The following is a 14,768-nucleotide window of genomic DNA, read 5'->3' as shown; positions in this document are numbered from 1 at the left end:
TACTGTAAGTCAATAAACTTAGGGGTTTAATCTCAAAAAAAAGAAGTTCAGTTTATAAAACTAAAGCCTGATTCTATGTAGAATCAGGCTTTTTAATTGTGAGGAATAGTCAAATGCTATTTTTTTATAAAACGTTTTACTGTTTTTGTACCATCTTTATCTAAAACAATCAGATATATTCCTGCTTTTAAACTTGAAACATCAAGACTGTTATTAATAATCTTTTGTCCAGAGATTGCAGCTCCAGTTTGAGAATCTACAATACTAACATTAATACCAGTAACATCTGTTGTAAAGAAAAGCGTATTCTCTACTGGACTAGGATATACTATTAAAGAATCTGTTTCTTCTATTTCCGAATTTAAAGAAGCTACTTTTGCAGTTGATCCAGATTTAGTGATTTTAACCCAATTGATATTTACCCCACTATTCTGAATGTAGATTCCAAAATTATAAGTTCCTGCATTCACATTTACCGTTTGAGATACAGTTTGCCAATTTTGCCAACCTCCCGTATTTGGAATGTTAACAGCACCTAACTGAATTGTACCTGCATTTAAATCCGAAGATATTCTGGCACCATTTACAGCACTTGCAATTCTATATTCAATTACATATGAACCTGATGTTGGAAAATTAATGTTAGAATATGCCATCCAATCTCCTGTATCGGCATAACCTACATTTAATCCTCCCCCTGTATCTGTTGTGGCTTCTGTTTGAACTCCACTCATTGAAGAGTAATTTTCTGCTTGAATTAAAACAGTACCTACTGGTGGTTGCCCGGCATTTACTACTTGATCAATAGCGGTTAACAATGATTTAGAACCAACTGCATCTTGAGATAATTCCCAAATCATAACTCCACCTGCATTTTGAATCGCAAATGTCGTTTTTTGCTTAATTGTTGGAATTCCATTATAGTAAATTGTGCTGGCAACTTGATCCGTATTTTCTGCACCAGGATACGTATTTACAATATTAGCGTATGAAATTCCCTGATTTGCAGAACTTCCAAAACCGTATCCGTAAAACGGAAGTCCTATTATAGCTTTGCTTGCTGGTAATCCTCTGCCTGTCCAATAATTAAACTGGTTTACAGCCATACTATATGGAGAATGTTGACCCGGACTTCCCGGAGCCCAAGGACCAGTAGCGTCATAAGCCATAATATTAATCCAGTCAAAAGCGGCAAATGTAGATGATGGTACATTTGCTCCTCCATATCCTTCAGAAAGTGCTGCAGTGATTAGCTTACCATTTGCATGTAATTTGGCTGCAAGAGCAATTACAAATCCTCCGTAATCACTATTAATCGCTGGGCCTTCCAAATCCATGTCGACACCATCAAAATTATGGGCAACTACATAATCATATATTTTTTGAATAAATGCAGTCCTGTTGGCACTCTTAATCAGATTAAAATAATTGTCGCGAATTGCACCACCTTCAGATACGGAACCTCCACCAAGGGATACAAAAACTTTCACATTTTGGGCATGTGCTGCTTGTATAATTGTATTACTTCCTGAATTAAAAGATAAATATCCATTGGCATCTGGATTCTCGAATGCAATGTTAATGTGGGTTAATTTACTGTATTGAACGCTACTTGAAAATGCATTAAGGTCAATCCAGTTAGGGATGTAAGCTATTACTTTTTTCTGGGCAATTGACAAATTGAAAACTCCCAACATCAAAATGATTATATATCTTGATCGCATTGTTTTGTAATTGTTTTTCATAGGGCTTGTTTTTAAAATTAGTAGGATTTGAAATAAATTATTGAGTTATATCATTAGATTATGAAATTTTAAGATTTTAAATAAAAAGTTAACCATTTAAGTAATGTAAGCTAATATAAGCGTGGTCAATCCGTATAAAACTTAAATGAACTTACATCACTTATATGATTAAAATAATGTCATTAAATTATAACCCGTTGGGTGCAATTACTGCGTCTATTCGCTTCGCTCGGGTCGTAAAAAAATTATTTAACACATAGAAACATAGATTTTATGTGTAAAAAAGAGTACAAAAAGAAATATATTTCTTTCACATAGCTAGCTATGTGCATTTAAAACAAGTGAAACGCCTTTTTTGTGCGTACAAGACCTATATTTCTATGTGTTAAAATTAATTGCACCCAACGGATTAAATTATATTCTAAAACTATTTTCTTATAAAACGTTTGACAATTTTTTTACCGTCTTTCTCAAAGATAATCAAATAAATTCCTGATTTTAAATGCGAAACATTTATACTATTATCTGTTGCTTTTTGTCCAGAAACCACAGTACCTGTTTGAGAATCAATAATACTAACATCTCCTCCTGTTAGATCTGTTGTATAAAAAAGTGTATTTTCTACTGGGCTTGGATAAATAATTAACGAACTTGTTTCTTCTATTTTTGTGTCTATTGAAGCTACTCTTGCTGTTGCTCCTGTTTTAGTTATTTTAATCCAATTAATGTTTACGCCTGAATTCTGAATGTAGATTCCAAAATTGTAAGTACCAGCATTTACATTTACTGTTTGAGATACGGTTTGCCAATTCTGCCAGCCTCCAGTATTTGGAATGTTAACACTTCCTAAGGGAATCGTTCCTGCATTTAAATCCGAAGATATTTTTGCACCATTTACAGCGCTTGCAACTCTGTATTCTATTAAATATGCTCCAGTCGTTGGAAAATTAATATTGTTATAAGCCATCCAATCTCCTGTATCAGTATATCCTACATTCGAACCTCCATCGGTATCTGTGGTTGTTTCTACTTGAATTCCGCTCATGGATGAATAATTTTCGGCTTGAATTAAAGTCGAAGATGGCGTTGTAGGTGTTGATCCTCCATATCCTCCAAAAACAGCAATTACTTTAGTAGGTTGTGTAGTATGAAGTGACGGAGATTGATCAGCAACATCATCATAAGCAAATCCGTAAGCCAGATTATCAACACTTATACCTGGCAAATGCCAAAATTTAGAATAATGATTGGTTGGGTTAACTTGGTAGAATTTTGATGCATCATACCAATTTTGTTGTCCAGGATTTGGAGTAGTCACATTTACTACATGTCTGTTAATTGCTGCTGTTAATTGTGCCTGAATTACAAGATCCAAATCACCATCTACCAGTCTTCTGTCTAAGACTCCTTTACCTTCAAGTGCTTCTTGAGTTGATGGTCGATATTGTACTCTTCCTGTACGTCCTACAAATCCTCCAGATTGCCCAACCATTTCTAGTTGTTCGCCTATTACTCTGCCTTTAAAAACACCTGCATCTCCTGCATAAAATATTAAATCTTCTGTTTTATATTTATTCCAGATGGCATCAATATAGGGTTTTAAATAATTGGCTTGAGCGCCAACGGTAGTTCCTCCTGTTCCATCTGCGAAGGCTGGAGTTTTAGATGGCGCTGTAATTTCACCCGTTGCATCATTAACACAACCCTGAAATTGTGATGGCACATTGGCTTTAAATGCTGCAACTATGTCGGCATGTTTTTTTAACTCCCCTACTCTTTTTTGATATCCATTGGCTCCAAACAATTCCAATCCCATTGGGTATTTATACGAATCTACTCTGGATGGATTACCAAAAAAACCATATTGATTATTAGTAAGTTCTATAATTTCATATAAAATACCTTGATTAGGATCTGTTACGTTTAACGGATTTGGCGATGTATATCCAGACGGTGCTCCATTGGCTCCAAAAAAGTAAAAATACAACTGCTGTCCTTTGGCTATAAAAACTCTACAACCTGCAATTTGTGGCAACGTAAATGTTTTATTCGGAATTTCGCTCAATTTGGTAAAACAATTGGCATATTTCGAGTTTTGTCCCGGTCCTGTATTTCCGCCAATAGTAGGTCCTTTAATGGTATTGTACGAAGAGCTCATTGGTAATACCTGACTTGTTTTTGCATTTACCCAAACGTGGTTGCCTGTTGTATAATCAATACCTACAATTGCGACATACAATTCATTGTCATTAAATGTAGATGTGTTGTTTATTGTAAACGGTATCGGTCCTTGTCCGTACATAAAATTCGATAGCAGCATAAATAATACTACTGCGATAAAAGGGATTTTTTTTAATTTAAAGTTCCTCATGTTTAAAGTTTTTTTGGGGTTAGTAATAGTATATATTCAAAAGTTAGTAGGCGTGAATGCAATATCATTAAGTTAAGAAAACAACTGTAATGTTTTGCCGAATAAATCTCTCGCAAAGACGTAAAGTCGCAAAGTTTAGGCTTGATTTTTTTTGCGACTTGACGTCTTTTCGAGAAAAATTATAGTTCAAAAGCTTAACTTAATGACATTGAATTAAATGTTGGTTGTAATTATTTAAGCTTATTACAACCAACAAGTTTTAATTATTCTTTAATGATTTTTTTGTTCCAAGATTTTTGATCTGATGTAAAGTTTAGAATATAAATCCCTTTAGAAAGTCTGCTTATATCAATAACGCTTTCATTTGCTTTAGCATCAACCTTATTCTGTAACACAGGATTACCAGATAAATCATAAACGGTAATCATTTTATTATCTAATTTTCCAGATGATGAAACTTGGATATAACTACTAGCAGGATTTGGATATATATTTAAACCTGTAGTTTCTTCTTCGGGAATTTCATTTGTTACTGTAGCCGACATTCTTGCTGTCGAAGCTGATCCATAAGCTTCTATCTCAAACAAAGAATATCCATATGGAGTCAACACTTTGGATGTACATAAAATTCGGATGTATCTTCCTGTTCCGCTTACTACCAAATCATCTGTACCACCATCACTAGCAGTTTGTGTGTTTACAGTTTCATTTTCGGTAAAAACATTATCCGCAGAAATTTGTACTTTATATTGTGTTGCGTAGGCAGCTTCCCATTTAAGAACAACACGATTAATATTGTAATTGCTTTGTAGGTCAACATAAACCCATTCGCTTGTATTTGCAAAACTACTTGACCATCTTGTACCCGCATCTCCATCTGTTGCTTTCGCAGAAGAAAAAGTTGTATTTTCTTCGCTTGAAGCTAAAGTTGGTTTAGCCAAAGCCAAATTAACATCGTTATCTGGAACGTCTGTTGTAACCAAATTTACACTTCGGATATTATCAAAATAATAGGTGTTTCCTGAACTCGTACCTGGCTCGAATAAAAACACAAAGCGATTTACCTCATTATCTAATGTAGAGGCGTCTGGCGCACTAGCATACGTAAATACCAATGTATGCCAAGTATTGGTTTGTTTTACAACCGCCTGATATACACTATGTCTTCCTACAGGAAAATTAGACGGAATTGATGCACTACTTTCTGCTTGCCAAGAAATAACAGATCCTACTGGTGCAGAAGTGTAAACATCTATTGCAAACTTTTTAGTTCCTTTTTTAAAATCTCCAATATTGTTTAAAGTTGTAGTAAACGAAAAGTTATCATATAATTCAGTTGCTTTTCTAATATATTTACCAACTGATGATGACGTATTTATTCCGCTTGCACTAGGATTTACCGTATTTGGAGTATAGGTTCCGATGGCATCTCTAAAAGTAATATTATGTATTGTTTGATAATCTTCGTAAACTACTCCGGGTGTAAAAGTATCTGGCAATTTAGTAGAACCAATTCTTATATTATCAAAATAATACGTGTTGCTTGTATAAGAACCTGAATTAACCAAGATTACCATTTGGTTTATAGCCAAGTTTGAAGTTCCTTCATCGGGGCTTGAATTATAATAAAAGGTAAGTGTTTCCCATTGATTTTGTTTAGTAGTCATTGCCACATAACTACTGTTTCTTCCTGTTGGAAAATTTGCAGGAAGCGATGTTAAACTATTTTCCAGATTCAAACTAACAACTGTTCCAGCTGGTGCTGATGTGTAAACATCAATCATTATTTTATTCGTCTGATTTTTTAACAAACCAGCATCTTCGATACTATTTTGTGTATTAAAAAACAACACATCATATTGTTCGGTTACATTACGAACATACTTTGCCACATTTGCAGAAGCATTAACCGAATTTGTACCAGGATTAGCAACTACCGAATATGTTCCTGTTGTAGTCCCTTTTATAATCTTATTGATACCGTCATAATTTTGTAAAATATCGGTCGCAATAATTGGCTTTTCGGGTGCTGCTTTTGTGAGTAAATTATCAAAATAATATGTCGCTCCAGAATTAGAGTTGGACTCAAATAAGAATACTACATTATTAATAGACAAAGCACTTGTATTGGCATCTATTACTTTTTCAAATTCAAATTCTATCGTTTCCCATTTATTTTGTACTGTTGTGGTAGCTTTATAACCGCTATGTCTTCCTGAAGGATAATTAATAGCTGTTGTTACCAAACTATTTTCTAATTGCATTGATATTTTTGTCCCCACTGGAGCTGAGGTATAAATATCAAATGAAAGTCTTTTTCTGCCATACACATAATCATTGGCATTGGTAATTGTTATGTTTTTTATATTTAATACATCATATATCTCTGAAGCATTACGGACATATTTTCCAACAAGTGCAGATGTGTTCACCCCTGTAGCCGACGGATTTGTAACTGCCTCGGTTAAAACTCCTGTTTTATTTAGATAAACTATATTTCTGTTAGCCTGAAAATCTTCATGTATCTTCTCAACAGGCAAAGGCGGTTCTGTAGTTACAGTTATTTTATATGTTTTATTATCGCATCCATTTACTGTTGCCAATACCGAAACATCTCCTCCTGTTGCTCCCCAATTTACATTAATTGCATTGGTTCCTTGTCCTGAAGTAATTGTTGCTCCAGATGGAACTGTCCAAGTATAATTTGCTCCCGCAATAGCATTTACAGAATATGTTTTATTGGTTGCATTGGCATATACTTTTGCAGCTCCAATTACGCCATTGGCAAAACTACCATCATAAACTCGTACATAATCTACTAATAGTTTTGCAGGAAAATCAGCTGGATTAGGTGCTACTCCTGCCCCATTTACACTTGTATAAGGTGTTCCTAAACTCCCGACTGCTAAATTTAAAATGATATAAAATTTATTGTCATTAAATGGCCATCCACCATTTACAGTAGTATTAGGACTTGCTGTATGAAATAAATTTCCATCTATAAACCATTTTATACTATTTGGTCCCCACTCTACAGCATAAACGTGAAAGTCAGTAGATAAATCCGTTGGAGATGTATAACTTCTACCTGTATAATGATATCCGCCTGCATCATAATGTAGTGTTCCATCTACAGATTTTGGACTTTTATGTTTGGCTTCCATAATGTCTATTTCGCCTGTAAAAGGCCATGTTCCAGTTGCTCCCTCTGGCAACATCCAGAAAGCTGGCCATGCACCCACTCCCGAAGATAGTTTCATACGCGCTTCAATTCTTCCATATTTTAAAGAATATTTCCCTTCTGTAGTGAGCTTTGCAGAAGTATATGGCTGATCAGGAAATTGTGAGTTTGGCTCATATTTAGCTTCGATATTTAAGTAACTATTTGTACCCTCTTTAACTATCGTTGCCTGGTTTGGATTATACCTTTGTGCTTCGGCATTACCAAAACCACAAAGTGATGGACAACCGTTACCTGTAATACTTTGCCATTTACTACCATCGATTGTAGTACCATTAAACTCATCTGCCCAAACGAGTGTATTACATTGAGAATGTAATTTAATAAAAGGTGACATTACTAAGAATGCCATCAGAATAAGCTTTTTTAAAAATTGTAGGTTGTTCTTCGGTCGTAGGCCGAAAAAAAAGTTTTTTTGTTTCATAGTTTTTTGTTTTTTGGGGTTGAAAATTGTTAAACTCAAAAAGAACTATCTGTAAAAAATAGATTCTTTTTTTATCAATAACTCACAATATTAACAAACAAACTACTATAAACTCACATTTGTAAGTACGGTTTGACTACGGTGCTAAAAAAACAAACACTACAAAAACTTATCAATGCAGTAAAATAAATGAGGTTTTCTTGGGGATTAAATCATTCATTGACCGTAATTAATTTTAATTCAACTTAACTCATTGCGAAAGGAACGCGGATTATGCGGATTCGCTAAAGCGAAAACACAGATTAAACGGATTTTATATCTATTATTTTTAAAAATCCGTTTTTAATCCGCGACTTTACTTTTGTAAATCCGTATCATCCGCGTCCCTTTACAGACAATTTAAGTCAGTAACTCTTTGCGAAAAGGAACACGGATAAAACAGATTCGCTTAAGCGAAAACACGGATTAAACGGATTTTCTATCTATTATTTTTAAAAATCCGTTTTTAATCCGCGACTTTACTTTTGTAAATCCGTATCATCCGCGTCCCTTTATAGACAATTTAAGTCAGTAACTCTTTGCGAAAAGGAACGCGGATAAAACAGATTCGCTTAAGCGAAACACGGATTAAACGAATTTTCTATCTATTATTTTTAAAAATCCGTTTTTAATCCGCGTCTTTACTTTTGTAAATCCGTATCATCCGCGTCCCTATCCGTGTTCATTTATAGACAATTTAAGATTGCGGTTAAGCTTTAAAAGTTGAGTATAAACTCCGTAATATTTGCTTCAGATGAAAGTTGGAGTTTCTTACGAATACGATATCTGGTATCTTCTACCCCTCTAACCGAGATGCCTAAAAGAGGTGCTATTTCTTTGGTATTGAAATTCATACGCAAATAAGCACATAATCGCATATCACGGGGTGTTAATTCGGGATAACTTGCTTTTAAGCGTTGGATAAAATTATCGTGGAGCTGATTAAAAATTTCTTCAAACTCGTTCCAATGTTTATCTCCTTGCAATTCATGATCAATTATTCGGTTGATTTTGGTTAAGAAACCCAAATTTATAGCGGAATCATTCTTTTTATCAATTTGATTAATAAGTTCCTTTATGGATAATAAAATTTCATTAAGATGTATCAAATTGACTGTATTTGAAGCTACTTTGGCATTCTTGAGATTAATTGTAGCTTCTAAGTTTTCACGAATCACATTCATGTTTTCTTGTTCTAATAACAGTTTTTGCTCATTAAATGCTGCTTGGTTTAGCAATAGTTCTTTTTCCTGATCTAGAATTAATTGTTGACGCTTACGTTCTGCTAATTTTTTTTGATATTTAATAATAACATAGATTAGAGTTCCAAAAAGGAATAAATACAAGATATAAGCCCAACTCGTTCTGTACCAAGGCGGCAGAACTTCAAATTTAAAAACAGCTTCTTCACTCACTACATCATATATATTCTTGGCTCTTACATGAAAAGTGTATTCGTTTTCGGGTAGATTCGTGTATTCTTTTTCTGTTTGTGGTCCCCAATCAGACCATTTTGGTTCAAAACCTTCTAGCCAATATTCATATTTTGTACCATCGGCATCGTCATACCAAAGTGCAGCAAACGAAAAATGAAGTGCATTTTTAGAGTAAGGCAAGACTGGATAAAATTTATCATTTGTAGTTATTTCCTTTGCCGAAAGAACATCGTATCTGCTTGAATATAATAGACTGTCTTTTGGAAAAATACTTTTCACTTCGGATATAACTGCTTTGTATTTTAAACCATAGCTTTTATTTTTAATACTATTATAATGAATCAATCCGTCTTGAGTACCAAAAAACACATCTCCTTCTTGAGTAGTTTGTATGTTTTCGAAACCAGGAATATATAAATACCTCAATTTTCTAAAAGGTAATTCATCTATAGAAAAACTTCCATCCTTTTTTTTATCGATTCTTCCTGTATTATCACCTGAAACATACCAAATAGCACTTTTATTGTCGGATTTGAGTAATCTGATGTGATTATTCATACCCAAATACTTTTTAAAAATAGCATCCGGAACCATTCGTTTTGTAGAGGGATCTTGCTTGTAAACCCCTTTTGTAGTACCAAAAAGGATTTGATTATTTAACTTGACGGTATTCAAAAATATACTCGACGGAAAACCGTCTTTCTTGTCATAAAAATGCATGCTTGCAATACTATCAAACGTATTATTCAATCTTATTTTAAAGATTCCCTTGTATCCATGTGCTATCCAAATATTATCTTCTTTATCAATTGTAATTACTCTGCTACTTTCTTTAAAGCCTTTAATTTTAAACTGATATACCCAAGATTGATTTACCTTTTTTAATAAATATAATCCCGAATATCCTCCAACTAGTAACAAATCGGGATGATTAGGGATAACTACACCTTGCCATGCTCCATCTGTTTTTGCAACTAATTTTGCTGCACTTCCGTTTATCTCGAATATTCCGTTTTTTTCGAAAGCCAAAAGTACATTATCAAAAACACCAATGTTCCATACCGTTTCAGACATTCCTGCCACACGCTGAAAATGTATATTTCCGTGTTGTCCAAGTCTGTATTTCTCCCAATCCAACCAAAACAATCCATTATCCGTTCCTATATATAACTTGTTTTGATAAATCTGACTGCAATATATTTTGGTTTCGAAGTTTGTGGTATCCAGAATTCTTGATAATGGCGAAGAAATTTGAATAAGCGCAATCCCATCTTTAAGTGTTACCCATAAATTACCTGCTGCATCTAGTTTAAGATTGGTAACATACTCATTTTGCAAACCCATTTGCTTATTGATATGCTGAATTAAGTGTCCGTTTTTATCAATAATAATGAGTCCATTTTCTCGTGTTCCTATAGCATAATATCCATATGGAAGGAGAACGCCTACAGAAACCTGATTTTGTTTTAAAAGATAATCTGCTTCGGTTTTTAAAGGTTTTAATTGATTGTTTTTATAAATAAAAAAGCCGTCTTTTTGAGTTAATACTGTTAGGTTATTTTCGGTTCCGAATAGCTTCAGGATTTTCATTCCTGCAAATTTCGAACCTCCATCAATAGAAATCAATTGATCATCTTTTACTTTAAGTAATCCTTTCTTATTATCTAATACATAAAGATTAGTATTAATTTTAAAAAACTCATCAAAACTCGTAATGGCTTTTATAACTTTAATTTTATTATTCTTATAAATAAAAAGAGCTTCATATGAGAAAAAAATCACTTCATCATTATGAACAATAGTATGCCATACATCACTAAAATTTCTGGATGAAACTGGAAGTAATTTAACTAAAGATGTATAATCATATTGACCATTTGGCTGTTTGGTTACAAACCCAAAATCGCCTTGAGCACCTATAAAAATTTTATCGTTTTTATCTATCGCGAGGGAGCGAACCATACTCTTGTTTTCTGGCTGCATAATTATCCCCCATCTTACTCCATCAAATTGTAATAAACCAAAATGATTGGCAAAATACATCATTCCTTGAGAGTCTTGTAAAACATCCCAATTCTCAGAAGCTGCTTTATAGGTTTTAGGGCTATAATTTGTTATAAAAGGAACACCTATTTTCTTAATTTGAGCGTTAAGTACGAAGGTTACAAATAAAATAGAGGTACATAAAAATCTAATTCTAAATTTGATCATTTTGTTTTTTTATACAGTAGGTTATTTTTGGTGCTTTTACAGCGACAATCCTAAAAAAACTTCTGGGGCAAGAAATTCTTTTAAACAAAAAAAACGTTTTTAGTATTATTCAAAAAGCACTAAAAATTAGTATTTCGAATTAATTAAAAACGAATATATAAAATCAAATATATAAAAAAATATTTTGTAGTAAGGATGTAATAGATTGCTAATTTGAATTTTAGCAGCTGCTTCCTGTAGTAATGGTAGCAGTAATACTTCAAGTAAAAAAAAGATTCCACAATACTCAAAATTAATCTGTTCATTGTAATTAGCTTTGACACATAGGTAGACTCAACATTAAAAAGGTGTAAGTATTCTTTCACGCAGATTCCAAAAGATTTAAGCTGATATATGCAGATTCATTTGCTAAAAAATCTGCTTTAATCTGTACTATCTGCGTGAAAAAAATCTTTTGCTAATTTTAAATTCTTAATCGAAACTTTATAGGTTTAAAATTAGTAATGATTTGCTTTTCTTGCATTATGAAACAAGAAAAACAAATCATTAATTAAGTACTATAAAAACATGCTTAATAAAAAACCTGAAGCGATAGTTACAGCAATGGTAACAAGTCCGGGAAGCATAAAACTGTGATTAACAACATATTTCCCTATACGAGTTGTGCCTGTACGATCAAAATCCATGGCTGCGACTAATGTAGGATAACCCGGTAATATAAAATCGGCATTTACAGCTGGAAACATCGCTATAAGATGTGGCTGACCAATTCCTAAAGACAATCCTATTGGCATCATAATTTTTGTTGTAGCAGCCTGGCTAAAAGTCAATGCTCCCATAATTATCAAGGCAAAGGTAAAAGTAAAAGGATACTCTGATGTTATATCTCTAAAAGTGCTTTCTATTAAAGCATTATTTGCTCCCATAAAAGTGGCACTCATCCATACTACACCTAAAACTGAAACAATTGCAGTAGCCATTGATGTAAACAAACTCATTTTTGCTACCAACACTGGAGGTGTTTTGGTAATTATCATTATCAATGCCGAAGCCGATAATGTTATCATGATTATTAATCCTGTAAGGTTAATTGCTCCATCTGCTCCTACTGCAAATCCTGCAGTTCCTTCTCCAACATTTGGAATAAATTGCGGAAATGCTCCAAAAAATATGATCAGTAATATCGCACTACCAAAAATAAATACTGCTGTTTTTGCACCCGGCTTTAACTCTCTATTTGTTTCGGATGTTTTGTTTATACTCTCAGCAAATTCAGGATCTTTCATTTTTTCGATAAACTCTGGATCATCGTTAAGTTCTTTGCCTTTTTTCCATACCGAAATAACACCCGCTATAATACCTATCATACAAGCAGGAATACATACTTTCATTATATCTACAACTGCTGTAGAATAAGCTAGTATTGCTGCCAATGAAGCCGTTGCTGCACTCATTGGGCTACCCGTAAGTGCCATGTGTGATGCGATAACAGATATACTTAACGGTCGTTCTGGTCGTATTCTTTTCTTGGCTGATACTTCGGCTATAATAGGAAGTAGTGAATATACTATATGTGCTGTTCCTGCAAATAAGCATAAAAAGTAAACTGTAAATGGCGCTATAAAAGTTATATACTTCGGATTACGTCTAATAATCATCTCGGCAATACTCACCAAATAATCCAAACCTCCAGCTGCCTGTAATGTAGCAGCTGTGGTTACAATGGCTAAAATGATAAGAAGTACCGCTATAGGCGGATCGGCTGGACGCATATGGAAAAACAGAACAAAAATAAGTAGTCCTATCATTCCCATAACTCCCAAGCCTATCCCTTTAAGCCGTGACCCGATAAGGATCATGGCCATAAGTATAGCGAACTGTACTAATATCATGAAGTGATGAATTTAGGATTAATAAGGTTTTCAATCGAGTAAATCTCCTCCCATTTGTCTTGGGTAATGAGCTTTCTTTCGTTTACTACAATGTCGTGTATCGATTTACCTGTTTTAAGTGCTTCTTTGGCAATACTTGAAGAAGCTTCATATCCTAAAATTGGGTTAAGTTGTGTAACAATACCAATACTATTCATCACTAAATCTTTTGCATGTTCTGCATTGGCAGTTATACCTACAATACATTTATCTTTTAAGGTATTACAGGCTTTAGTAAGATATTCTAATGATGTAAACAAGGCAAACCCAATTACTGGTTCCATTACATTTAATTGTAATTGTCCTGCTTCTGCTGCCATTGTAACCGTTAAATCGGCACCAATAACATAAAAACAAGTTTGGTTTACTACTTCGGGTATAACTGGATTTACTTTTCCTGGCATAATCGAAGATCCTGGCTGAAGCGCTGGCAAGTTAATCTCATTAAACCCACAACGAGGTCCGCTACTTAATAAGCGAAGGTCATTACAAACTTTACTCAATTTTATGGCGCTTCTTTTTAAAGTTCCACTTACTTCTACAAAAGCACTTGGGTCGTAAGTCGCTTCAAATAAATCACCTGCAAGAGTAACTGGAACTCCACTTACTTCGGCAAGGTATTTTACACAAAGTTCTGGATACCCTTCTGGAGCATTTACTTTACTACCAATGGCAGTTGCTCCCATATTTACCTCTGTAATCAATCTTTCTGATTGGCGTAAACGAATTACATCTTCGCCTATTGTTGTTGCAAAAGCATTAAACTCTTGTCCTAATGTCATTGGTACAGCATCTTGTAATTGCGTACGTCCCATTTTAATAACATTAGCAAACTCTTTTCCTTTCTGAAAAAAAGCTTCTTGCAGTTGCGCTAAAGCTTCTGTAAAATACTCTATTTTAAGATAAATTGCTATTCTAAAAGCCGATGGATAGGCATCATTTGTACTTTGCGAAAGGTTTACGTCATTATTAGGATGAAGGTATTGATACTCTCCTTTTTTATGTCCCATATATTCCAATCCCAAGTTGGCAATTACCTCATTAGCATTCATATTGGTAGATGTACCTGCTCCTCCTTGAATAAGATCACTTATAAACTGGTCTGCAAATTCTCCTGCAATTAATCTATCACAAGCATAAATAATAGCTTCAGCCTTTTTTGCATCTAATACACCAAGATCTCTATTGGCCATTGCTGCAGCTTTTTTTACATGACCAAAAGCCTTAATAAATAAAGGTTCTGATCCTATAGGAATTCCTGTTATATCAAAATTTTCTTTGGCACGTACTGTCTGTACTCCATAATAACAATTGTCTGGTATTTGTTTTTCTCCAAGAAAATCATGTTCTGTACGAAAGTTGCTCATAAT

The 14,768-nt window shown here is 33.9% G+C and carries 6 protein-coding genes; all 6 read right to left on the bottom strand.

Annotated features, from left to right (window positions below; all coding sequences use genetic code 11):
* Positions 1–116: 116 nt before the first annotated feature.
* A complete protein-coding gene (locus tag AC3IPI_RS17035; protein ID WP_489154348.1) occupies positions 117–1,745 on the bottom strand; it encodes a glycosyl hydrolase family 18 protein in 1,629 nt (542 codons plus the stop codon).
* Positions 1,746–2,172: 427 nt separating this feature from the next.
* A complete protein-coding gene (locus AC3IPI_RS17030) occupies positions 2,173–4,116 on the bottom strand; it encodes a beta-1,3-glucanase family protein (RefSeq protein WP_489154346.1) in 1,944 nt (647 codons plus the stop codon).
* Positions 4,117–4,379: 263 nt separating this feature from the next.
* Entirely contained in the window at positions 4,380–7,709 is a 3,330-nt protein-coding gene (locus tag AC3IPI_RS17025) for a family 16 glycosylhydrolase (protein WP_489154344.1), read from the bottom strand.
* Positions 7,710–8,536: 827 nt separating this feature from the next.
* The gene (locus AC3IPI_RS17020) at positions 8,537–11,467 is read right to left on the bottom strand and encodes a triple tyrosine motif-containing protein (RefSeq protein ID WP_489154342.1); all 2,931 of its coding nucleotides are present in this window, start codon (positions 11,465–11,467) and stop codon (positions 8,537–8,539) included.
* Between the two features lie 557 nt (positions 11,468–12,024).
* The gene (locus AC3IPI_RS17015) at positions 12,025–13,359 is read right to left on the bottom strand and encodes an anaerobic C4-dicarboxylate transporter family protein (protein WP_039114358.1); all 1,335 of its coding nucleotides are present in this window, start codon (positions 13,357–13,359) and stop codon (positions 12,025–12,027) included.
* Positions 13,356–14,765, bottom strand: a complete 1,410-nt coding sequence (gene aspA / locus AC3IPI_RS17010) for an aspartate ammonia-lyase (RefSeq protein WP_086896214.1) — start codon at positions 14,763–14,765, stop codon at positions 13,356–13,358. The genes AC3IPI_RS17015 and aspA overlap by 4 nt, the downstream gene beginning before the upstream one ends.
* Between the last annotated feature and the right edge of the window lie 3 nt (positions 14,766–14,768).

This window comes from Flavobacterium sp. GL_143, from assembly GCF_057834355.1.
Note: the sequence above shows the minus strand (reverse complement) of the source record. Positions and strands in the feature narration are given on the sequence as shown.

Excerpts from the sequence above, each read along its gene's own strand:
- AC3IPI_RS17035 (WP_489154348.1), bottom strand. The coding sequence starts at position 1,745 with ATGAAAAACAATTACAAAACAATGCGATCAAGATATATAATCATTTTG.
- AC3IPI_RS17030 (WP_489154346.1), bottom strand. The coding sequence starts at position 4,116 with ATGAGGAACTTTAAATTAAAAAAAATCCCTTTTATCGCAGTAGTATTA.
- AC3IPI_RS17025 (WP_489154344.1), bottom strand. The coding sequence starts at position 7,709 with ATGGCATTCTTAGTAATGTCACCTTTTATTAAATTACATTCTCAATGT.
- AC3IPI_RS17020 (WP_489154342.1), bottom strand. The coding sequence starts at position 11,467 with ATGATCAAATTTAGAATTAGATTTTTATGTACCTCTATTTTATTTGTA.
- AC3IPI_RS17015 (WP_039114358.1), bottom strand. The coding sequence starts at position 13,359 with ATGATATTAGTACAGTTCGCTATACTTATGGCCATGATCCTTATCGGG.
- aspA (WP_086896214.1), bottom strand. The coding sequence starts at position 14,765 with ATGAGCAACTTTCGTACAGAACATGATTTTCTTGGAGAAAAACAAATA.